Below are 22,738 nucleotides of genomic sequence, written 5' to 3' on the forward strand. Positions count from 1 at the left end.
GGCAAAGCGAACAGGGGGCGCGCCTGAGCGCGCCCCCTGTCAACTACTCTTCCACGTCGTCGTCAGCGTTGGATGCTTCTTCTTCATCCTTGCTGGTCAGACCGAAGCCCAGCGATCCCACGGAGCCCAGCAGCGCATCGAGCTCTTCCAGGTTGCGCTGGTAGGAGCGCGGCGGCAGGGCCTCGCCCAGCATGTCCTCGCCCTCGGTGTTGAAGGTCGGGGGCTCGTCGCCGCCGATGAGGATGGTGTCGTCAGGCGAGAACACCATGTCGAGCAGCTGGCTCATGTCGTCGCTCGTGGCCGCGAGGTCGTCCTCGATCACGTGCGTCAGCTCGTGGGCGTCGAGGCCTTCCTTCAGCTCCTCGATGGCCTTCACGCCGATGCCCTCGATGCGCAGCAGGTCCTCCTCGGTGTGACCCACGAGGTCGGCCACCGTCTCGATGCCCGCCTCGGAGAACTTGTTGGCCCAACGCTGCGACACGCCCAGATCGTCGTAGATGTACAGGCGCGCGTCCTCGTCGGACAGCTGCGGGCCGCGATGGCCCAGCGACAGGCCGCTGTAGTAGCTGCCGTAGTTCGTACCCATGTTGAGGTAGCCGTCGCCGTCGAGCGACCAATCCTGCGGCTGGGGCAGCAGCTCCTCGATGTCGCGGAGCGCTTCCGGCGCGAAGTCGGGCAGCGTCTCGCCCAGCACCGGCGCAACCGGACGGCCCTTGTAGGTGAGGCCCACTTCGCGGTAGCGCGAGAGGCCCGTGCCCGCCGGGATCGGCTTGCCGATGATGACGTTCTCCTTGAGGCCGGCCAGATGGTCCACCTTGCCCTCGATGGCGGCGTCGGTGAGCACCTTCGTGGTCTCCTGGAACGAGGCGGCCGACAGGAACGAGTCCGTGGCCAGCGATGCCTTCGTGATGCCCAGCAGCAGCGGCTGGCCCACGGGCGGCTCCTTGCCTTCGGCGATGAGCGCGTTGGCGGCATCCTCGAACTCGAAGCGGTTGACCTGGCGACCCGGCAGGTAGTCGGACTCGCCGGCGTCCATGACGGCCACCTTGCGCAGCATCTGGCGCGCGATGACCTCGATGTGCTTGTCGTTGATGTCCACGCCCTGGGACACGTACACGCCCTGGACCTGGCTCACGATGTAGCGCAGCGTCGTGTTCGGATCGGTGAGGCGCAGCAGGTCGTGCGGGTTCACCGAGCCCTTGGTGAGCTGCTGGCCCACCTTCACTTCGCAGCCGTCCGTCACGCCGGGCAGCATCTGGGCGCGCGCCGACACGACGTACTCGCGGAAGTTGCCCTGCTGGTCGTGGATCGTGATGGTCTTGGACTGCTTGTCGCCCGAGATCTGCAGCGTGCCGGAGATCTCCGCGAGGATGGCGAGGCCCTTGGGCTTGCGCGCCTCGAACAGCTCCTGGACACGGGGAAGACCGTGGGTGATGTCCTCGCCGGCGACGCCGCCGGTGTGGAACGTGCGCATGGTGAGCTGGGTGCCCGGCTCGCCGATGGACTGGGCGGCGATGATGCCCACCGCCGTGCCGATGTTCACCGGACGCGACGTGGCGAGGTCCCAACCGTAGCACTTCTGGCACACGCCGTGCTCGGCATGGCAGGTCATGACCGTGCGGATGACGAGCGTCTCGACGCCCGCGGCATCCATGGCCTTGAGCTGGTCCATATGGGTGATGTACTCGCCCGCGCCCAGCAGCACGACGCCGTCGGTGCCCGCCACGTCGTCGAGCAGGCAGCGGCCGATGAGGTTCTCGTCGACGTCGCCCTTCTCGTTGTGCAGCGGGTACGGTACGCCGTCGGTGGTGCCGCAGTCGATCTCGCGGATGATGACGTCCTGGGCCACGTCCACGAGACGGCGGGTCAGGTAACCCGAGTCGGCGGTACGCAGCGCGGTGTCGGCCAGACCCTTACGGGCGCCGTGCGTGGAGATGAAGTACTCCAGGACGGAAAGGCCTTCGCGGAAGTTCGCCTTGATCGGGCGGTCGATGATCTCGCCCTTCGGGTCGGACATGAGGCCTCGCATACCGGCCAGCTGGCGGATCTGCTTGATGTTACCACGAGCGCCGGAGAACGCCATCATGTAGATGGGGTTGAACTTGTCGAAGTTCTCGGCCATGGCCTCGCCGACTTCCTCGTTCGCAGCGTTCCAGATGTCGACGACCTGCTTGTGGCGCTCGTCGGGGCTCATGAGGCCCATCTCGTAGTCCTCGTCGATGGCCGCGACCTTCTCGTCGGCGGCAGCCAGGATCTCGCCCTTGTTCGGCGGCACGGTGGCGTCGTACACCGACACGGTGACGCCGGCGCGCGTGGCGTAGTGGAAGCCCGCGTCCTTGAGGCCGTCGAGGATCGCCGGCACGTTGGACAGCTCGTAGCGGTTGCACACGTCCTCGACGAGGCGGCTGATCTCCTTCTTGTTCATCTCGTAGTTGAGGTACGGGTAGTCCTCGGGCAGCACGTTGTTGAACGTGATGCGGCCGATGGTGGTCTCGATGCGCTCGCCGGCCTTGTGCTCCTCGAACACGCCGAAGGCCGTGGCCACCTGCGTGTCCTTGGAGAGGCGCACCCAGATCTTGGCCTGCAGGTCCAGCTCGGCGCGCGCGTCGTAGGCGTTCATGGCGTCGTCGAAGTCGATGAAGAAGCGACCCTCGCCCTCGAAGCCGTCGCGGGCGGCCGTGAGGTAGTACAGGCCGATGATCATGTCCTGGGTGGGCACGGTCAGCGGACGGCCGTGGGCCGGCGACTTGATGTTGTTGGCGGACAGCATGAGCACGCGGGCCTCGGCCTGCGCCTCGGCGCCCAGCGGCACGTGCACGGCCATCTGGTCGCCGTCGAAGTCGGCGTTGAAGGCGGTGCAGACCAGCGGGTGCAGCTTGATGGCCTTGCCCTCGACCAGCACCGGCTCGAAGGCCTGGATGCCCAGTCGGTGCAGCGTGGGGGCGCGGTTCAGCAGCACGGGATGCTCGGTGATGACCTCTTCCAGCACGTCCCACACGTAGCTGGCACCGCGATCGACGGCGCGCTTGGCGGCCTTGATGTTGGCGGCGTACTCCAGCTCGACCAGACGCTTCATGACGAACGGCTTGAACAGCTCGAGCGCCATCTGCGACGGCAGGCCGCACTGGTGCAGCTTGAGCTGCGGGCCGACGACGATGACCGAACGGCCGGAGTAGTCGACGCGCTTGCCCAGCAGGTTCTGGCGGAAGCGGCCCTGCTTGCCCTTGAGCATGTCGGACAGCGACTTGAGCGGGCGGTTGCCCGGGCCCGTGACGGGACGGCCGCGGCGGCCGTTGTCGAACAGGCTGTCGACGGCCTCCTGCAGCATGCGCTTCTCGTTGTTGACGATGATCTCAGGCGCGCCGAGGTCCAGCAGGCGCTTGAGGCGGTTGTTGCGGTTGATGACGCGACGGTACAGGTCGTTGAGGTCCGACGTCGCGAAGCGGCCGCCGTCGAGCTGCACCATGGGGCGCAGGTCGGGCGGGATCACCGGGATGACGTCGAGGATCATGTCCGTCGGCTTGTTTTCGGACTTGAGGAACGCGTCGACCACCTTGAGTCGCTTGATGGCCTTGGCGCGCTTCTGGCCCTTGCCGTTGGCGATGACGTCGCGCAGCTCGTCGGCCGTCGCGGCCAGGTCCATGGCGTCCAGCAGGTCGCGCACGGACTCGGCGCCCATGCCGCCCGTGAAGTAGTCGCGGTAGTTGAGGCGCATCTCGCGGTAGAGGGCCTCGTCCGGCACGAGCTGCTTCGGCTCGATCTTCATGAAGGCGTCGAAGGCGTCCTGACGCAGCGCCTTGCGCTCGTTGAACTCCTCGTAGATGTCGGCGATCTCCTCGTCGACCTCCTCGGCCGTCATGCGCTCGTCCTCGTCCACGTCGTCGACGAAGTCGTCGTCCTCGGGGACGTAGTCCACGGACAGCTTGCGCGTGGCCTCCACGAGGCGGTCGCGCTCGGCGTCCAGCTCCTCGAGGTCGGCGGCCAGCTCGTCACGCAGCTCGTCGGCATCCTCCTCGCGGGCTTCCTTGTCCACCGACGTGATGATGGAGGACGCGAAGTACAGCACCTTCTCGAGCTCCTTCGGCGCGATGTCCAGGAGGTAGCCCAGGCGCGAAGGCGAGCCCTTGAAGTACCAGATATGGCTGACCGGGGCGGCCAGCTCGATGTGTCCCATGCGCTCGCGGCGAACCTTGCTGCGCGTCACCTCGACGCCGCAGCGCTCGCAGACGATGCCCTTGAAGCGCACGCGCTTGTACTTGCCGCAGGCGCACTCCCAGTCCTTCGTCGGGCCGAAGATCTTCTCGCAGAACAGGCCGTCCTTCTCGGGCTTGAGCGTGCGGTAGTTGATCGTCTCGGGCTTCTTCACCTCGCCGCGCGACCAGCTGCGCACGTCCTCGGCGTTGGCGAGCGAAATGCGCAGGGCATCGAAATTGCTTACGTCGAATTCCGTCGTCATTTATCGCTCCTCTCCGTCACCGATCAGGTCGTTCGTATCGTTGTTGCTATCGCCCATCAGCTCTCCCAGCTCGGCGGCAATGCTGTCGAGCGCATTGGCCGCGTCGTCTTCTTCAGTTTTGCGCGCGTCGGCGGCGATGGCCTCGTACAGCGCACGATCGCCGTCTTCCTGGCCGTCGCTTTCCTGCGTCACGTCGATCGTGCGATGATCGTGACCCTCCAGCTCGACGTTCAGGCACAGCGACTTCATTTCCTTCACGAGCACCTTGAAGCTCTCGGGCACCTCGGCGGCCGGGATGTTCTCGCCCTTGACGATGGCTTCGTAGGACTTGACGCGGCCCGCGGTGTCGTCGGACTTCACCGTGAGAATCTCCTGCAGCACGTTCGACGCGCCATAGGCGTAGAGCGCCCACACTTCCATCTCGCCGAAGCGCTGGCCGCCGAACTGCGCCTTGCCGCCGAGCGGCTGCTGCGTGATCAGGCTGTAAGGGCCGGTCGAGCGCGCGTGGATCTTGTCGTCCACCATGTGGCCGAGCTTCAGGATGTAGCTCTGGCCCACCGTGATGGGCTCGCGGAACTTCTCGCCCGTGCGGCCGTCGTACAGCCACGTCTTGCCCGTGCGGGACAGCTGGGGCACGAACTCGTCGCGCGCCAGGTCGCCGAACTTGGCGTGGTTGCGGTTGATGAGGTTGCGGTTCGACTTCTCGATGGCGTCGGAGATCTCCTTCTCCGTGGCGCCGTCGAACACGGGCGTGGCCACGTGCATCGGGCCCTCGACCACCGCGTCGGTCTCCTCCGCGTCGTCCCAGCCCCACTTCGCAGCCCAGCCGAGGTGGTTCTCAAGCAGCTGGCCGACGTTCATGCGGGACGGAACGCCCAGGGGGTTGAGGATGACGTCGATCGGGGTGCCGTCGGCGAGGTAGGGCATGTCCTCCACCGGCAGCACGCGGGAGATGACGCCCTTGTTGCCGTGGCGGCCGGACAGCTTGTCGCCCTGCTGCACCTTGCGCTTCTGAGCCACGTAGATGCGCACGAGCTCGTTGACGCCCGGAGCCAGCTCGTCGCCGGCTTCGCGGCTGAAGCGGCTCATGCCGATGACGCGGCCGCCGGAGCCGTGGGGCACCTTGAGGGACGTGTCGCGCACCTCGCGGGCCTTCTCGCCGAAGATGGCACGCAGCAGGCGCTCCTCGGCCGTGAGCTCCGTCTCGCCCTTCGGCGTGACCTTGCCCACCAGCACGTCGCCCGGGAACACCTCGGCGCCCACGCGGATGATGCCGTCGGCATCGAGGTCGCTGATCATGTCGTCGGAGATGTTCGGGATCTCGCGGGTGATCTCCTCGGGGCCGAGCTTCGTGTCGCGGGCGTCGATCTCGTACTCGGAGATGTGGATGGACGTGAGCAGGTCCTCGGCAACCACGCGCTCGGACACGATGATGGCGTCCTCGTAGTTATAGCCTTCCCACGGCATGTAGGCCACCATGAGGTTCTGGCCGAGCGCGAGCTCGCCGCCGTCGCAGCTGGGGCCGTCGGCCAGCACGTCGCCCGCCTGCACCTCGTCGCCCTTGCGGACGATGGGGCGGTGGTTGATGCAGCCCGACTGGTTGGAGCGCTGGAACTTCGGCACGAGGTACTCGTCGTACTCGCCGTCGTTGTTCAGCACGATGATGGTCTGGCCGTCGACGTAATCGACGACGCCCGGGTTCTGGGCGACGAGGATCTCGCCGGAGTCGACCGCGATGCGGTGCTCGATGCCGGTGCCGACGAGCGGCGCGTGCGGCTTGAGCAGCGGCACGGCCTGACGCTGCATGTTCGAGCCCATGAGGGCGCGGTTCGCGTCGTCGTGCTCGAGGAACGGGATGAGCGAGGTAGCCACCGACACCATCTGGCGCGGGGACACGTCCATGTACTCGACGAGCTCGGGCGCCACTTCGTCGGGCTCGCCGAACACGCCGGCGGCGTCCTTCGTGCGGCAGAGCACGCGGACGGCCTCGTGGAAGTTGCCCTCGTCGTCGAACGTGCCGAACTTGCGGGTCTCGGGGTCGAACAGGTCGTTGGCCTGCGCGATGGTGTAGTTCTCCTCCTCGTCGGCCGTGAGGTAGTCCACGATGTCCGTGACCAGGCCCTTCTCGACGCGGCGATACGGCGTCTCGATGAAGCCGTAGGGGTTGATGCGGGCGTAGGTTGCCAGCGAGCCGATGAGGCCGATGTTCGGGCCTTCAGGCGTCTCGATGGGGCACATGCGGCCGTAGTGGGACGTGTGGACGTCGCGCACCTCGAAGCCGGCGCGCTCGCGGGACAGGCCGCCCGGGCCGAGGGCCGACAGACGGCGCTTGTGCGTGATGCCGGCAGCGGGGTTCGTCTGGTCCATGAACTGGGACAGCTGCGAGGAGCCGAAGAACTCCTTGATGGCCGCCACGATGGGGCGGATGTTCACGAGGCTCTGCGGCGTGATCTCGTCGGGCTCCTGCATGCTCATGCGCTCGCGCACGACGCGCTCCATGCGCGACAGGCCGATGCGGAACTGGTTCTGGATCAGCTCGCCCACCGTGCGGATGCGGCGGTTGCCGAAGTGGTCGATGTCGTCGGTCTGCACGCCCTCGTCGCCGGCATGGAGCGCCACGATGTACTGCATCGTGCGCACGATGTCGTCGTTGGTGAGCGTGGAGGCCTCGTAGTCGGGGTCGAAGCCCAGCTTCTTGTTGATCTTGTAGCGGCCGACCTTCGCCAGATCGTAGCGCTGCGGGTTGAAGAACAGGCCCTCGAGCAGCGTGCGGGCGGAGTCGATGGTGGGCGGCTCGCCGGGACGGAAGCGCTTGTACAGCTCGATGAGCGACTCTTCCTTCGTGGTGGCCGGGTCGCGGTCGAGCGTGCGCAGCACCATCTCGTCGTTGCCGAGGAGCTCGATGATCTCCTCGCGCGTCTCGGCCAGGCCGAGGGCGCGCACGAGCAGCGTCGCCGGCTGCTTGCGCTTGCGGTCGATGCGCACGGACAGGATGTCGCGCTTGTCGGTCTCGAACTCGAGCCACGCGCCGCGGCTCGGGATGACCTTCGCGTTGAACAGCACCTTGTCGGACGCCTTGTCGCGCTCGGAGGCGAAGTAGACGCCCGGGGAGCGAACGAGCTGGGAGACGACGACGCGCTCCGTGCCGTTGATGATGAACGTGCCGCGCGGCGTCATGAGCGGGAAGTCGCCCATGAAGACGTCCTGCTCCTTGATCTCGCCGGTCTCGCGGTTGATGAAGCGGATCTCCACGAACAGCGGTGCTTGGTAGGAGACGTCCTTCTCCTTGCACTCGTCCACCGTGTACTTCGGCTCGCCGAACTCGTGCTTGCCGAACTCCACGCACATGTCCTTGGTGTTGTTCTCGATGGGGCTGATATCCTGGAACGCTTGCGCCAGGCCCTCGCCCTTGAAAAACTCAAAGCTGTCCGTTTGGATGGCGATGAGGTTGGGGACGTCCATGACGTCCGGGATCTTAGCGAAGCTTCGCCGATCCCTATAAAGGCTGGTCTGATCAGTCGTTTTTCCTTGAGCCACGAGGCTTTTCCTCCTTCATGTGCACCCGCATTTCTGCGAAAAAGTCGCAATTGCCTAAGATACGTCGGAAGTCAAGGCGAGTCAAGGAAAATTTTTACGAACTGTGGAAATTCTTTGTTGATTCGCCGGTTCAACTGGGACGATGGAAAGGAACCAGTTTCGATTCGCGGCGCAATTTGGATCTGCATCGTCATAATTCCCAGGGAGAGACTTTTGTTTTGTTCGTTGCGACGATGTGGAATTCGCCCAATCTCAGCTGCGGCCCTCGAATCGGCATGCGAGACTATAGGTTCCAGCGCTTACAGGCGCGCGAACACACTACGAACGAAGTTGAAACGCAGTATACTTGAAGAACAAGGAGGTCCTCATGGGACAATCCAACACTCCGAAGGCGCTCGCCTTGGGAGTATCTCTCTCCCTCGCATGCGGCCTGTTGCCGGGCGCGGCGTTCGCCGAAGAAGCACCGGCCGATGACAGCGCCTCGGGTTCCGCCGACGCGGCCCCTTCGGGCGACGCGGCCAAGCCGGCCGGGTACGACAAGGCCGATTTCTATTCCGACAGCGCCAGCGCGTCGATCGCCCGCGCCCTGATATCCCCGCTTTCGCGCTCGTCGTTCGGGCCGGTGAACCTCTCCGACACGATGAAGTACTTCGCCCGGTACGAGAGCAACCAGAACTACGACCAGGGACTCTCTTGGGGCGACGGCTATCACGCGATGGGCTACTACCAGTTCGACAACCGCTACGTGCTCAAGAGCTTCCTCGTGGCGTGCTACAACTACGACTCCACGAAGTACGCGATGTTCGGATGGGTGGCGAACACCGACATCTCGGGTGACCTGTACGACGAGGATGCCGGGGAGCTCACCGAGGTGGGCAAGCGACTCAACGACTCGTGGCACACCGCCTACGCTAACAACCCCACCGAGTTCGCCGGGCTGCAGGACAGCTACGCGTACGAGAACTACTACGTGCCCGCCGAGAACTACCTCGCAGGCCGCGGCATCGACATCTCGAACCGCTCCGATGCCGTGAAGAGCCTCTGCTGGGGCTTGGCGAACCTGTTCGGCACGTCGGGATGGCACAAGTTCGTGGGCGGCTGGTCCGACGGGTACGTGAACGGCACCTATTACGACAGCTACAACCACCCCGGCGCCGGGCTGACGAACGACATGACCGACGAGGAGTTCGTCACCGTGCTGTGCGACTACGTCGTGGCGCACGTGGGCGAGTTCTACCAGGGGCAGCCGCAGTACCATGAGGGCTGGGAAAACCGGTACCGGAACGAGAAGGCGGGATACCTGGAGATCCTCAGCCAATCCGCCACCGAGCCGGAGCCGCCGGCGGCCGAGGAGCCGGAGGAGCCCGGCGAGGAGCCCCTCCCGCCCGCCGACAACGGCACGCTGCCGCCGGACACCACCACCCCGCCGACGGACAACGACAACCCGTCGAACGAACCCGAGGATGAGCCGTCGAACGAGCCGCAGGAGCCCGAGGACACCACCCCGCCCGCCGACAACGGCACCGATCAAGGCGGCTCGAACGACGTCGTGAAGCCCGACGACAAGGAAGAGGGCACGACGACCCCGCCGACCGAGGACCCGAAGCCCGAGGAAGGGACCAAGCCGGATACCACGCCGCCCTCCGAGGAGACTGCGACGCCGCCCGACACCACGACCGGCTCCGACGCCCCCAAGGAGGAGGAGCCCACCAAGGAAGTGGTGGACAAGGAGGAAACCACCCTCGAGGAGCCTTCGACCGCCGCCCAGGAACCGCGCGACCTGCCCAAGTCCGAAAGCACCGACCAGGCAAGCGAGAACAAGCAGGCCAACGGCGAGGCCAAAACCTCGAGCCTCACCCAAACCGGCGACGACACGCTGAAGGGGCCGCTGGGCGTGGCGCTCGCGTCGGCCGGCGTGGCCGCCATTGCGGGCGCGGCGCTCGCCACACGGCGCATCCTCAAGTAGCGCGCCGCCCTTCTCCATCGCATGCGAACGCCCCGGCAGGTCCGGGGCGTTCTTGCGTTTCGGGATCGTTGCTGCCCTCCGGACACGCACATCGCGATGCGGCAAGCAGTTTTTGCGTTTTGCGAACGATTCAGGCGCTTTCGAGCGTTATCGGCGGCGAACGCGCACGAGAGGCCGGACATCGCCCCAGGTCGGCGATGTCCGATACTGCGAGCAATGCCCCGCTGAGGCCCTGCGCGTTCGCAAAACGCAAAAATTGCCTGGTACTCGGCGATTCGCGCGTTCGGCAGCGGTTCGCTTCGCGCTGGCGCTACAGCAGGCGGCCCTGGAACTTCTCCATGAGGGCGCAGGGCTGGTAGCTCATCTTGTTCTCGCGCAGGCCGGGCAGACCGAGATCCTCTTCGAGGTTGAGGTAGGTCGCCTTGCCGACGCAGAAGCGGGCCAGCTCGCGCAGCAGCGCGCGCCACACGAACCGGTAGTCGAGGTTGCCCTTGAGCACCATGACGTCGAACGCGCCGCCGGGCAGCATGCTTCCGTACGCGTACCCTTCGACGGTATCGCCGATGCGCAGGAGGATGCCTTCGAGATCGAGTTCCCGGAAGTGGTCCATGTCGAGCAGGATCTTGCGATGCTCGAGCTCGAGAGGATGCTCGTCGGTGCCGCGGCGTCGGCTCGTCTCGAACCACACCTGCTGGTAAGCGCGCAGCTCGTCCATGCCGTCGAGGACGATGGGCTCGAAGGACGCCTCGCGGCCGTACAGCTGGAAGAACTTGTTCGTCTCGCGGCGCTTCTTCGCGAGGCCCGGGCCCTCGTAGGCGGCGATGGTGTCGGTGAGGTAGAGGTAGTCGGCGAAATTGCGATCGGAGGAGAATTCGAACGCGCCCGGCAGGTCGGCGGCGAGCCGCTCGCGCTCCTCGGGCGAGAGGCCCACGAGGCACGGCTCGTGGCCTTCGACGCGCGCTTCGTCCATGAGTTTCCGCACGTCGCGAGCGATGTCCTGCGTGCCGAGCGGCGGGTAGTACGCCACCGCCCCCGGCACGCGCTCGAGCTGGCGCACGAAGAGCGTGCCGTCCTCGAGGCATATCTGGGTGCCGTACTTCTCGGTGAGCGAGTAGAGGTTGGCGAACCCGAGCGCCGAGTCGTTGCGGCCGAGCGGCAGCAGCACCTCGTTGACGGCGGCTTTGTCCTCTAGGTGGAGCGATCTGAAATCCATGGCCCTGCGTTCCGCTCGAATGATTGCGTGCAGCGGAAAGGATAGCACAGATCGCGGGCGCGCCGCAGGTGCTGCCGATCTGCAACGAAGCGAGGAGGAGGGGGGTCGCGGCGCGCAGGCGGACGAACCGACCCGCAAGAACCGACCGGTCCTTGAGTTTTGCACCCTCGTGGCGCAAAAACCTTGCGAAAGGCACTCGATCCTCGAGTTATGTACCCTCGCAAGAGGCTTCGGCGAAGAGCGCGCTTCGCCCGAACTCAGCCCACCAGGGGTTTCTCCCGTGCTCCCGCTGAGCTATACGCGAAAAAGGCTGCCACGAGGGTGCAAAACTCAAGGACACAGAAAAGAGGGGAGCCTGCTACCCGACAAGCGCACCCAGGCAGGGCGCGAATACGGGACGCCCGCATCCACTAGAGAAGCGGCTCGAGCTTCAGCTCGCGCACGACGGTGCCGTCGGCGGACTCCTCCAGCACGTTGTACGACCGGCACAGCGCGACGGGAAGGCCCTGCACGGCTGCGACGTGGCGCGGGTGGAAGGCCAAGCTGCGACCGTCGTCCTCCAGCGCGAACGCGCCGACGCCGCACGCCTCGAGCGCGCGCTGCACGAGGGGCACGTCGCCGTCGAACACCTTCATCGTCTTGAGGAAGAAGTCGTGCTCGTCGCGTTCGTACACGCCGCCGTCGAGCGGGCGGGAAGCGTTCTGCAGGCAGATCTGGTCGCGGTTCTTGTTCTCGAGCGAGCAGTAGTGCACGCCGAGCGACAACCCCTCGTCGAGCGCGAATTCCAGCAGCTCGAGGCACAGAAGTTCGCTGCCCGCCAGCGGCAGGCCGCCGGCGTAGCCGTAGTTGTACAGCACGGGGAACGGCGGGTTCTTCACCGCGAAGCCGCGGCGCTCGAACTCGTCCCACGCGCCCAGGGGGTAGCAGAACTCCAGCAGGTTGATGCCGAACGCGCCCAGGCGGTCGAGCTCGCGCAAGAGGGCGCGCATGCGCTCGCCCGTGCCGGGGACCACGGGCATCTCCACCATCACGTCGGGGATGAAGCGCGTCGCGAGCGCCAGGCGCGCGAGCGCGTCGTCGATGTCGTCCTCGCCGTCGTCGAGCTTGATGCTCATGCGCAGCTCCGCGAGCCCCGCGTCGCGCAGGCGCGCGAGCAGCGGCTCGTCGAGGAAGTCGCCGGCGGTGTACAGCCGGATATGCGCGTCGGGAAAACGCTCGTGGACGTAGGCGCAGAACGCCACGGCCTCGTCGGCGTGGAGCAGCGGCTCGCCGCCCGTCAGCCCCACGTGCGTGACGTCGCCGCCGCACGCGGCGGCGAACGCGTCCACCTCGTCGCGCCATGCGTCGTTCAGGCGCAGGTGGTCGGCGTAGTCGGCCTGGTTGGCGTTGAAGCAGAAGTAGCAGGAGCGGTTGCACGCGAGCGACAGGAAGAACGTCTTGCTCCCCCGCCCGCCCGTGCAGGCCACGCACGCCGACGACAGCCCGCCGCACACGATGCTGGCATCGCCGTTGCGGAAGCGCGCGCCCTTCGCGCGCAGGCGCTCCTTCGCCGCGCGGACGGCGTCCGCGTCGGCGTCGCGCGGCGCGATGCGGATGCCCCAGCGGCCAAGCTGCGCCAGGTAGTCGGCCTCGATGTCGGCGTACTCGTCGAGCCACGCGCGCAGCGTGGGCCGCGCCTCAAGCGGATCGGTGCTCATCGCTCAAACCTCCGTCGTCGTGCGCGGGCGCCTTCGGCGTGCCGCGTCGTTTCAGAAGATTGTACAGCGACCCCGCGTGCACGGCCACGTGAACGAGCAAAAGGGCGAGCAACGCCTTCGCCGCGATGGCGTGCAGAGGGCCCCACGCGTAGTACCCGTCCACGTACAGGCCGAACGCCTGCAGCACGGTGCCCGAAATGCCCAGGCCCGACACGAGCACCATCATGAACGCGACGAGGAGCGCCGCGTCGAGCGCCAGGTGCCCCACGCGCGCCGGACCCGCCCCGCGGCCGAGCCGCGCCAGCGTGGCCGCGACCCAATCCGCATGCAGCACGCAATGGACGAGCACCGGCACCAGCAGCGCCAGGCCCAGCCATTCGTGCACGGGCACGCCCGTGAGCGCCGGAAGGGCCGCAGCCGCGTACACGAGAAGCGCCGCAGCGTCGATGAAAAGCGTCCGTTTCACCCAGTCATCGCCCCCTTACAGCTTCCGTACGATCAGGATGAGCAGCCCGACGAGGGCCACCGGCGCCAGAATCCACAGGTTCAGGCTCGCGTCGGACGCCCGGTAGTAGCGCGTCGAGAGCGTGTCCCACGCATGGCATTCCACGCTCGCGCAGCCCGCCTCGGGACACACCATCTCGTGCTCGCCGTCGGGCTGGGGCACGTCGCCGAAGCCGTGGCACGACCCCGACGCGCAGCCCACCGCCGGGCAGGCCGAATCGGGCTCGATGGCGCGGGGAAGCCCCACGGTGGGGTTCGCGGCGGCCACGGCGCCGAACACCACGGCCCCCACGAGGAAGAACGTCACCAGGGTGATGACCGTTTTTCTCAGCATCGCATGTACCGCCCCTTCACCGCGCGCGGCGGGACGCCCTTGGAGGAAAGCGCCCCGCCGAAGACGGCCGTAGAATCTAGTGCGACTGCTCGGTGGGCTTCAACGGCAGGAACTTGAGCCCCAGCAGGAGCAGGAGCGCGCCCAACCCGACGACGCCCACCATGACGCCGAACTCGAGCGGCGACGGGAAGTACACCATCGCACCGCCCGCGCTCTGCAGCGCCGCGCCCGCATCCGTGAGCCCCGGGCCCGACACGACGGCCGGCATATCGAGGTTCGGGATCTGGAAGCCGCCCACGAGCAGCTGCACGCGCTTGCAGAAGATGCCCACGATGGCCAGCACCGCGGCGACCACGATGAGCGGGTTCGTGCGCAGCTTCGGCACGAAGGCGATCACGGCGGTGGCGGCGCAGCCCAGCACCTCGATCCAGAAGAACGGTGCCAGCGCGCCGGTGGTCAGCATGGCCACGATGTCGGCGCCCGACCCGGCCGGAAAACCCTCGGTCAGCAGGTCGCAGCCGAAGAAGTACAGGTCCACCAGCACGAACACGCCCAACAGCTTCAGCATCTTCACGACGTGCTTCTGGTCGAGCTGCACATAGCCGGCGCGACGCAGCGCGATGACCACGACGAGCACGAGGGCCACGCCGCACACGAGGGCCGACGACACGAACCAGGGGCCGAGCAGCGCGGTGTGCCACATCTCGCGCCCCTGCTGCAGGCCGAAGATCCAGGCCGTCACCGAGTGCACGAGCACGGCGCACACGAGCGCGATGGCCGACACGACGCGCAGGCCCGTCGCGGAACCCTTGCCGCCTTCGAAGCGCAGCATCGCCCACAGGTACACGATGGACAGGATAAGGTACGTGCCCAGCACGATGATGTCCCACATCAGCGGCGAGCCGAGGTTCGAGTAGGCGAACAGCTCCCACAGGCGCAGCGGTTGGCCGAGGTCGACCACCACGAAGCCGATGGCCAGCACCGTGCAGCAGATGGACGTCCACACGGCGATCTTCGAGATGCCGCCGAAGCCCTCCACCCCGAACACGCGCGGCGCGCTCGAGATGATGAGGCCGCCGGCGGACAGGCCCACGAGGAACATGAACATCGTGATGTAGAGCCCCCACGAGTCGAGGTTGCGCATGTTGGTGTTCACCATGCCGCCGGTGAGCTGGAACACCCACAGGGCCAGGCCCGCCACCGTGATGATCGCGGCCACCGCGATGGCGATGGTGAGCCCCTTGCCGCCGAACTTGGCAGCAGGAGCCTTGGCGGGCTGGGCCGCCGATACGTTCTCAGTCATGATCTCTCCCCCTTACACGAGGTAGTACACGGACGGCTTCGTGCCTTCGCTCGCCAGCAGCTGCTCGTACGAGCGCTCCTTGATGAGCTTCGACACCTCCGACTCCGGGTCGTCAAGGTCGCCGAAGTGGCGCGCGCGGGCAGGGCACAGGTCCATGCAGGCGGGCACTTCGCCGCGCGCGAGGCGCTGGTAGCAGAACGTGCACTTCTCCACCGTGTGCTTCTGGTGCGGCGCGATGTCCGCGTCGCCGATGGCGTGCTCGGTGGAGTACTTCGGCTCGTCCCAGTTGAACGAGCGCACACCGGTGTACGGGCACGCCGCCATGCACATGCGGCAGCCGATGCACTTGTCGTAGTCCTGGCGCACGACGCCCGTCTCGGGATCCTTGTACGTGGCGCCCACGGGGCACACCTTCGTGCAGGCCGGGTTCTCGCAATGCTGGCAGCTGACGGGGATGTAGCGCATGGACACGTCGGGGAAGATGCCGGCCGGCGTGTCGATCTCGTCGCCGCCCTCGGTGAGCACGCGGCTCCACCAGTTCGTGTCGGGCAGGTTGTTCGTCATCTTGCACGCCATGGAGCAGGCATTGCAGCCTACGCACCGCTTCGTGTCGATGACCATTCCGTAATGGGCCATTACCGCTCACCCCCTTCGTACTTCTCGACTTCGCAGAGGAAATCGTAGAACGCGCTGTTCGAGACGAAATCGTTCATGAAGATGTTCGTGAGGTCCTGCGTGTGGCCCTCGACGAACTGGTCGGCCTGCCACCCGTGCGGGATGGAGACGACGCCCGGCTTGATGCCCTCGGTCACGCGCGCCTTGAGCACGGCGTACCCGTGGTCGTTGTACACGCGCACGTAGTCGCCCTGCTCGATGCCGCGCGCGGCGGCGTCGGAGGCGTTCACCTTCAGCAGCGGCTCGGGCTCGAGCTCGCGCAGCCACGGCGTGTGGGCGCACTGCGAGTGCACGTGGTACTTCGGGTGCTCGCTGCAGCCCATGAGCGGGTACTTCTCGCGCAGCGGGTTCTCCCAGTACGCCTCGTTGGCGTGCTCGTAGTGCGGCAGGCGCTCGTAGTCGGCGATCTCCTGGCCGAAGTTGTTGCGCGGCGTCGGCTTCTCGATGTAGTACTGCAGACGCTGCGTGGGCGTGCTGGCGAACGTGTCCACCAGCGACTTCTCCGTGAACGCGTAGTTCTTCACGGGCTTGTCCTTGTGGAAGTCGTCGTAGCCGCAGCCGCCCGCGATGTTGGCCGGCGTGTCGATGATGGCGCGCAGGAACTCCTCGTCGGACTTGGCGTAGATCTGGCTCATGCCCAGCTTGTCGGCGATGAGGCGCATGATCTCGAGGTCGGTCTTGCACTCGTACAGCGGGTCGATCACCTTGTGGTAGTACGTCGGGAACGGCGTGGAGCCGCCGCCGTCGAAGTCCTCGGTCTCGTAGGCGTGCGTGACGGGCAGCAGCACGTCGGCGTAGCGCGCCGTGTCGGTGAGGTTGACGTCGGCGCACACGACGAAGTCGACCTTCTTCACGGCCTCGACCAGCTGCGCGCGGCCCGACTCGCAGGACAGCATGTTGCCGTTCGTGCAGAACAGCATGCGGATGTCGAGGTCTTTGCCGGCCCACTGCTTCGTCTCGAGGATCTGGGGCAGGTACATGCCGCAGATGTTGAGCGCCACCTTGCCCAGCATGTACTCGGCGGAGTTCGTGGGCATGGACGTGCCGTAGGCGCGGAACAGCATGGCGCCGGGCTTGCCCGCGTTGCCGGTGAGCGCGCCGATAAACGAGAGGTTCTTGTAGTTGTGGTGCGAGTTCACGTGGTGGCCGATGCCCTGGTACGTGAGCACGGCAACGGGGCCCTCGGTGGCGTAGGTCTTCGCCAGCATCTCGACGGTCTCGACGGGCAGGTCGCAGATCTCAGCGGCCTTCTCCACCGTGAATTCCTTGATGGAGTCGAGCGTCTTCTGGTACACCGTCTGCACCGCCACGCCCTCGTGCTCGAAGCTGCCCAGCAGCACCGGGTCGGCGGCCTTGGCGGCCGCGACGGGACCGTCCGTCGCCGCGTCCCACACGACGTTCGGGTCGATGACGCTCGGCTGGCCCGTGTAGGGGTTGATGGGCCCCTCGGTGGGCTCGACGCCCAGGTCGCTCAGGCGGAAGTACGTGCCGTCCTCCTTGATGAGCAGCGGCGAGACGGTCTTCTGCTTCATGAAGTCCTCGTCCACCAGGCCGTTCTCGACGATGTAGTTCGCCATGCCCAGCATGAGCGCGCCGTCGGTGCCGGGGCGGATGGGGACGTAGACGTCCGAGTGCATGGCCGATGCCGTGAACTGCGGATCGATGGTGATGAGCTTGGCGCCCTTCTCGCGCGCCTGGCACACGAACTGCCAGTCGTGGATGTAGGCCTCGGCCGGGTTGCCGCCCCACGCCATGATGGTTTTGGCGTTGGCGATGTCGGCGCAGTCGTTGCCCGTGACGGCGAGGTCGGACATCTGGGTTTTGAGCTGGGCGTAGTCGGCGCTCGCTCCGAGCACCGTGATGCCGGTGGACGTGATGAAGCGGCCGTAGGCCACCGACATGAAGCCGGCGGACGTGCCGTTCAGCACGTTGTTGGAACCGTAGGACGTCCACAGGGCCACCGACGAGGGGCCGTGCTGCTCCATGATGGTGCCGATCTGCGTGGACACGATATCGATGGCCTCGTCCCAGCTGATGCGCTCCCAGTCGCCGTTGCCGCGCGCTTCCCCGTTCGGGTTCTCGGGGCTCCAGCTGGCGCGCTTCATGGGGTACTTCAAACGGTCGGGCTCGTACAGGCGTTGGGGCTGGGTGTAGCCCTTCACGCACAGACGGCGGCGCACGTTGTCATCGCCCGGCAGCTGCGCTGCGGTGGTGCGCACGACCTTGCCCTCGCGCACGACCACTTCCTGCGGGCACCGGCTGCCGCAGTTGCCGCGGCAGGACGTGCGGAACACCTGCTCGCCATCGACGGCGGCGGCTCCTTCCGCGTACGCCTTCGGCGCGAGCTCGGTCAGGGCGGCACCCGTCCCCGCGACGGCTGCGACGCCTGCGACGGCACCGGTCGTCTTCAGGAAGCTCCTGCGCGTGAGTCCGCCGTGCGGGCTCTTCGTTTCCGACATGTCTCCTCCTCCATTCTTGCTGCAGAATGCCTAGGGGATGTCCGGATGAAGGTGAGCGTTCCGCGAACGGCTGTCCCCTTCGGCTGCGCGGCGCGTCGGTGCGCACGAGCGCGTTTTCCGAGATGTCCCCCTCATATCAGAAATCGGCCGATTCCTTCTGTCCCGCATTCTGCCATACGTCACTATGATTATCAATAACGATGTATGACAGAATATGACAGACGATTATTCTATTTTTAGGATATAGAGTTTGTACTGGGGATTCTTTTGCTGATTGCGCCGATCATAGCTTGCGCCGAATACGCGAAAGCGACCGTTCGCAGGCCGCTTTCGCGTTCTCTTCCCCGTTTTCGCGCGTGCGGCGCGGCGGATCAGCCCTTGCTCGGGCTTCCCTCCCCCGGCGCGTTGTCGACGAAGCCCTCGCTGAAGGCGCTCGGGATGACGAGGGTGCCGCCCGACTGCTCGACGCTTTCGTAGGCGAGGTGCATCGTGCGCAGCTTCATGGCGTCGGCGTCGCCGGCGTACACCTCGGAGGCGTCCTTGAGCATCTCCGAGATGTCCTTCTCGGCCTCGGCCAGCACCATGCGGGCGTTGCGCTTGCGCTCGGCGACGGCCTCCATGGCCATGGCGGCCTGCAGCTCCTTCGGCACGACGATGTCGCGGATCTCCACGTCGATGATCGTGATGCCCCAGGGGTTGAGCTTCTCCTCGATGGTCTCCTTCAGCAGCTCGTCCAGCTGGTCGCGGCGCGTGGCCACCTCGGACACGGTGGTGGAGCCGATGGCCTTGCGCATGGCCGTCTGGGCGATCCAGGCCACGGCCGAGGCGTAGTCCTCCACTTCCACGGTGGCGCTCTTCGCGTTCCACACCATCCAGAACAGCACGGCGTCCACGTTGATGGGGACGAGGTCGCTCGTGAGCGTCTCCTCGGCGCCGAAGTACGTGGTGGCCACGCGCTGGTCGATGCGCAGCGTGTAGAACTCGACGATGGGCCAGGTGAACACGATGCCGGGGCCCGCCACGCGGTTGAACTTGCCGAAGCGCAGCACCACCGCCTTCTCCCACTCCAGCACGATGTGCACCGACGAGGACGCCAGCCACGCGATCACGACCGCCGCCGCGAGGGCGACGAGGCCGATCTCGCCGAAGGCCGCCTGCGCAACCGCCAGCACGATGCCGAACGCCGCGACGAACACCACCACGGCGAACACGACGGCCCCATTGCGGGACGCGCGGCTGCGGCTCGTCACCGAGCGGATGCCATCGGGCATGCCGCGAGCGTCGGCGTAGGCGGGCGCGGCGCCCGTGGCGGACCCGGCGGGCGCGTTCGCCGACGCGGCTCCCCTTTGCGTATCGCGTTTCATAGAACGATCTCCCTTCGCGTTCGGGCGCGCGGCCTTTAGCCGGCGGCCCGCTTGGCTTTCGCTTCGCTCATGCTGAGCGCGAACTGCTGCTCCACGTCTTCCAGCGACATGCCCAGTTCGAAGCAGCGCTTGAGGTACTCCTGGGTGACGATCTCGGCCGTGGACGAGATGCTGACGCCCGGCTTGTCGGACACATCGAGGACAAACGCGCCCTGGCGGCGTTTGGACTGGATGTAGCCGTCCTGCTCGAGGCTCATGTACACCTTGCTCACCGTGTTGTAGTTCACCTCGACGTCCGCGGCGAGGCCGCGCACGGTGGGCAGCTGGTCGCCCGGCTTGTAGTACCCCGAGGTGATGAGGTAGATGAACCGGTTCTTCAGCTGCAACCAGATAGGGATGCTGCTTTTCTCGTTTATCTCGAACAGGGCCACGTGTTTGCTCTTTCTAGTTCGCCCAGCGCGCCATCGCGCCGGGGTCGTTCAGGGGCGCCTCGAGCTCGAGGTCGCGGTGGGCGCCGGCGTCGGCGAGCGCGGCGCGCATGCTGAACCCGCCCACGAGCACGAGCACGGCCGCCACGGCGAGCGCCGTGCGCAGCGCGTGGCCGGACGCGCGGCGGGCGGCGAACGCGACCTCCACGACGAGCGGGACGACGAGCCCGCACAGCGCGAAGCCCACCCACCACCACGCGGCGAGGTCGCCGCTCGTCAGGCGCTGGGCCGACGCGGCCGCGGTGGAATGGTCGCCGCCGAGCGCGAGCGCCACCAGCAGCGCCGCGGCCACGGCCTCGAGGGCGATGACGGCGGCGTCGATGCGCGCGAGCGCGTGCGCGAACCGGGCCACGGCCGCGTCCGCCGGCGCGAAGAACGCCGCGAGCAGCAGCACCGCGATGCCGCAGGAAAGCGACGACAGCACGAACAGCGCCGGGACGAGCGGCGAGCGCCACAAGGCCACCGCGCCCATACTCTGCAGCAGCAGGCCCGTGTACAGCATCACCACGACGCCCACGACGGCCGCCACCGCCTCGACGGCGCGCACCGCGCCGCGCGGGACGCCCGGCAGGTAGGCGAACCGCACCGCCGCGAGGAACGCCGCGCAGGCCGCGAGGGCCGCCAGCGCGTACGTGCCCACGGTGAGGAACGTCGGCGAGGGCCGCAGCAGCAGCGCGACGACGCGGTCGATGCGCCCGAGGTCGAACAGGAGGCACAGCACGCCGAGCGCCAGCGCCGCGAACCCGGCGAGCAGGCCGAAGGCCGCCACGCGCTCGAGGGGCGTCGCCTCGCCGATGGAGATGCGCGACGCGGCGCCGAACGGGGCTTTCACCCAGGCGAGGTCGAGGATCGACGCGACCGCGATAGCACCCGCGCCCGCGCCGCCGAGGAACAGATAGCCCACCGCCAATACGCTGAACACATCCCCTCCTTCGCCCGTTCGCGCACCCGACCACCCGAGTGCTTTTACGCTGGGGCCAGTATCGCACAAAACGGGAGCGTTCGATATGACAACGTGTCATATGTGGAAGGAGGGGCGCGCGGGGAAACGGCCGCGTGCCGAGGGTTTTACGGCCCTCGCACAATGGCCGCGCGGCATCGCGCGAGGTTTCTTTCCCGGCCATACTGGGCGTTCGACGACATCTTCATCGCGAGGAAGGCGGTGGCCCATGACGAAACGGACGAACCTGCGCCGCGCCCACGGCGGCGGCGAACCGCCGCGCTCGCGCGGCGCGCTCGGCGCGCGGCCGCCGGCCGAGGAGCGTCCGTGAGCGGGGGCGCCTTCCGTCGGCTGTTCGCAGGCGGGTACACCGGCGACGCCGAGCGAGGCGGCATCTCCACGATCGCCTTCGACGGCGACCGCGGCATCGCGCGCGTCGTGCGCACGGACGGATGCGCGCCGAACCCCTCCTACCTCGCACGGCGCGGGCCCTTCCTCTACGCCGCCCACGAGCTGGACGCGTGCGGGCGCATGGCCTCCTACGCCATCGAGGCCAACGGCTCGCTGACCTGCCGCGGGGCATGCACGGCGCCCCGCGATGCGGGCACGTGCTTCGTACTGCCCGACCCGAGCGGGTGCAGCCTGTACGGCGCGAACTACCTGAGCGGCTCCATCGGCTGCTGCGCGCTGCTGGACGACGGGCGGCTCGTGGCGGGGCTGCCGTCGCGGCGGCACGAGGGCCGCGGCCTGCGCGACGACCGGCAAGAGGCACCCCACGTGCACTCGCTGAGCTTCGTGCCGGGAACGCGGCTGCTGGTGGCCGTCGACCTCGGCATCGATGCGCTCGTGATCTATCCGGTGGACGCGTGCGGCGCGATCGCGCCGGAGCCCGTGGAAACGGTGCGCGTGGCGGCGGGCTCGGGGCCGCGCATGGTGGCGTACCACCCGCGGCTGCCGGTGGCCGCGCTGGCGAACGAGCTGGCATGCAACGTCCTGCTGTTCCGCTTCGACGAAGCCGGCTTGCATTGGCGGCCCGTCGCGCAGCTGGCGCTTCCGCAGACGCCGGACGGCGATGCGCTGGCGGCCCATATCGCGTTCGCGCCGGACGGACGGCAGCTGTACGCGTCGGTGCGCGGAAGCGACCGGTTGGCGGCGTTCCAGGTGGACGAGCGGGGACGGGCGGCCGGACGCTGGGACGTCGGGTGCGGCGGTCGGGGGCCGCGGCACTTCGCGCTATCGCCCGACGGGCGCTTTCTGGCGGTGGCCAACCTTGCGAGCGACGACGTGCGCCTGTTCGAGCGCGACGCCGCCGACGGAGCGGTGCGGGCCGTCGCGCACGTGCGCGTGCCGCAGCCCGCCTGCGTCGTGTGGGATGCGTGATCCGACAGCGTCAACGGCGCGGCCCCAAAGTGGCAGAGATCGCGCCGGATGTGCTGATTCGGGCGGTTCAAGCCGAGCTCGGAAGGAGAAAACCCCAGGTCGCGAATCTTGCGTTGCACGAAACTCGACGAAAATCCGCGCATTCGGCGCGATCTCTGCCACTTCCCGCGGCGGGCGGGGCGCCCTCAGGCGACGAGCGCGCCCAGGTAGGCGGCGGCCGCGCGGTAGAAGGGGTGGCGGGCCTCGGCGGCGAGGCGCTCGGCGAAGGCGGGCATCCAGGCGCGGGCGTGCCCGGAGAGGAACCGCCCGTAGGCGGCCCCGGGGGAGCCGCCGGGAAGGGCGGCGGCCTCGGGCGCGCCCGCCGGCGCCGTGGCCCCGGCGGCCAGGGAGGCCAGGTAGGACAGCAGCTCGCACTCGGCCGC

General features: G+C 67.3%; 14 protein-coding genes and 1 pseudogene. 2 read left to right on the forward strand and 13 right to left on the reverse strand.

Going from position 1 to position 22,738, the window contains the following annotated elements:
- Nucleotides 1–43 precede the first annotated feature (43 nt).
- Together H8S61_RS15345 and rpoB are read right to left on the reverse strand one after the other, a co-directional pair.
- Complete coding sequence (locus tag H8S61_RS15345; RefSeq protein ID WP_160942975.1) at nt 44–4,456, reverse strand: DNA-directed RNA polymerase subunit beta'; 4,413 nt, start codon at nt 4,454–4,456, stop codon at nt 44–46.
- Nucleotides 4,457–7,993, reverse strand: coding sequence for a DNA-directed RNA polymerase subunit beta (gene rpoB / locus H8S61_RS15350; RefSeq protein WP_186939593.1), 3,537 nt, complete (start codon nt 7,991–7,993; stop codon nt 4,457–4,459).
- Between the two features lie 367 nt (nt 7,994–8,360).
- Here rpoB and H8S61_RS15355 point away from each other — a divergent pair, with 367 nt between their 5' ends.
- Nucleotides 8,361–9,959, forward strand: a complete 1,599-nt coding sequence (locus H8S61_RS15355) for a VgrG-related protein (protein WP_186939594.1) — start codon at nt 8,361–8,363, stop codon at nt 9,957–9,959.
- Nucleotides 9,960–10,269: 310 nt separating this feature from the next.
- Here the strand turns inward: H8S61_RS15355 and H8S61_RS15360 are convergent, their stop codons facing one another.
- From H8S61_RS15360 to nrfD (H8S61_RS15405), 10 genes are all read right to left on the reverse strand, one after another.
- Nucleotides 10,270–11,172, reverse strand: coding sequence for a DUF2156 domain-containing protein (locus H8S61_RS15360; RefSeq protein ID WP_186939595.1), 903 nt, complete (start codon nt 11,170–11,172; stop codon nt 10,270–10,272).
- 410 nt (nt 11,173–11,582) lie between these two features.
- A complete protein-coding gene (locus H8S61_RS15365; protein WP_186939596.1) occupies nt 11,583–12,869 on the reverse strand; it encodes a radical SAM protein in 1,287 nt (428 codons plus the stop codon).
- Nucleotides 12,850–13,335: a DUF4405 domain-containing protein gene (locus H8S61_RS17790; RefSeq protein WP_186939597.1), complete on the reverse strand. Its 486-nt coding sequence runs from the start codon at nt 13,333–13,335 to the stop codon at nt 12,850–12,852. The genes H8S61_RS15365 and H8S61_RS17790 overlap by 20 nt, the downstream gene beginning before the upstream one ends.
- Nucleotides 13,336–13,350: 15 nt before the next feature.
- Nucleotides 13,351–13,707: a hypothetical protein gene (locus tag H8S61_RS15375; RefSeq protein WP_186939598.1), complete on the reverse strand. Its 357-nt coding sequence runs from the start codon at nt 13,705–13,707 to the stop codon at nt 13,351–13,353.
- A 76-nt stretch (nt 13,708–13,783) separates the two neighbouring features.
- Entirely contained in the window at nt 13,784–15,010 is a 1,227-nt protein-coding gene (gene nrfD, locus H8S61_RS15380) for an NrfD/PsrC family molybdoenzyme membrane anchor subunit (RefSeq protein ID WP_186939599.1), read from the reverse strand.
- Between the two features lie 12 nt (nt 15,011–15,022).
- Nucleotides 15,023–15,646 (reverse strand): 4Fe-4S dicluster domain-containing protein, encoded by a 624-nt coding sequence (locus tag H8S61_RS15385; protein ID WP_154334964.1) that lies wholly within the window; start codon nt 15,644–15,646, stop codon nt 15,023–15,025.
- Complete coding sequence (locus H8S61_RS15390) at nt 15,646–18,144, reverse strand: molybdopterin-containing oxidoreductase family protein (protein ID WP_186939600.1); 2,499 nt, start codon at nt 18,142–18,144, stop codon at nt 15,646–15,648. Before H8S61_RS15390 ends, H8S61_RS15385 begins: the two co-directional genes overlap by 1 nt.
- A gap of 371 nt (nt 18,145–18,515) precedes the next feature.
- Nucleotides 18,516–19,508, reverse strand: a complete 993-nt coding sequence (locus tag H8S61_RS15395; protein ID WP_186939601.1) for an SPFH domain-containing protein — start codon at nt 19,506–19,508, stop codon at nt 18,516–18,518.
- A gap of 35 nt (nt 19,509–19,543) precedes the next feature.
- Nucleotides 19,544–19,939 (reverse strand): GntR family transcriptional regulator, encoded by a 396-nt coding sequence (locus tag H8S61_RS15400; protein ID WP_160942985.1) that lies wholly within the window; start codon nt 19,937–19,939, stop codon nt 19,544–19,546.
- A gap of 13 nt (nt 19,940–19,952) precedes the next feature.
- Nucleotides 19,953–20,918, reverse strand: a complete 966-nt coding sequence (gene nrfD / locus H8S61_RS15405; protein WP_186939602.1) for an NrfD/PsrC family molybdoenzyme membrane anchor subunit — start codon at nt 20,916–20,918, stop codon at nt 19,953–19,955.
- Between the two features lie 345 nt (nt 20,919–21,263).
- Between nrfD (H8S61_RS15405) and H8S61_RS15410 the strand changes: the two genes are divergently transcribed.
- Nucleotides 21,264–22,316, forward strand: coding sequence for a lactonase family protein (locus H8S61_RS15410; protein ID WP_366458577.1), 1,053 nt, complete (start codon nt 21,264–21,266; stop codon nt 22,314–22,316).
- 185 nt (nt 22,317–22,501) lie between these two features.
- Here the strand turns inward: H8S61_RS15410 and H8S61_RS15415 are convergent.
- A pseudogene (locus H8S61_RS15415) lies at nt 22,502–22,738 on the reverse strand (TorD/DmsD family molecular chaperone); the annotation flags it as partial.

It is taken from the genome of Eggerthella hominis (genome assembly GCF_014287365.1).
Classification (GTDB): domain Bacteria; phylum Actinomycetota; class Coriobacteriia; order Coriobacteriales; family Eggerthellaceae; genus Eggerthella; species Eggerthella guodeyinii.

Bases quoted from the DNA above. Each gene is read 5' to 3' on its own strand.
- H8S61_RS15345 (WP_160942975.1), bottom strand. From the start codon at position 4,456: ATGACGACGGAATTCGACGTAAGCAATTTCGATGCCCTGCGCATTTCG.
- H8S61_RS15355 (WP_186939594.1), top strand. From the start codon at position 8,361: ATGGGACAATCCAACACTCCGAAGGCGCTCGCCTTGGGAGTATCTCTC.
- H8S61_RS15360 (WP_186939595.1), bottom strand. From the start codon at position 11,172: ATGGATTTCAGATCGCTCCACCTAGAGGACAAAGCCGCCGTCAACGAG.
- H8S61_RS15365 (WP_186939596.1), bottom strand. From the start codon at position 12,869: ATGAGCACCGATCCGCTTGAGGCGCGGCCCACGCTGCGCGCGTGGCTC.
- H8S61_RS15375 (WP_186939598.1), bottom strand. From the start codon at position 13,707: ATGCTGAGAAAAACGGTCATCACCCTGGTGACGTTCTTCCTCGTGGGG.
- nrfD (WP_186939599.1), bottom strand. From the start codon at position 15,010: ATGACTGAGAACGTATCGGCGGCCCAGCCCGCCAAGGCTCCTGCTGCC.
- H8S61_RS15385 (WP_154334964.1), bottom strand. From the start codon at position 15,646: ATGGCCCATTACGGAATGGTCATCGACACGAAGCGGTGCGTAGGCTGC.
- H8S61_RS15390 (WP_186939600.1), bottom strand. From the start codon at position 18,144: ATGTCGGAAACGAAGAGCCCGCACGGCGGACTCACGCGCAGGAGCTTC.
- H8S61_RS15395 (WP_186939601.1), bottom strand. From the start codon at position 19,508: ATGAAACGCGATACGCAAAGGGGAGCCGCGTCGGCGAACGCGCCCGCC.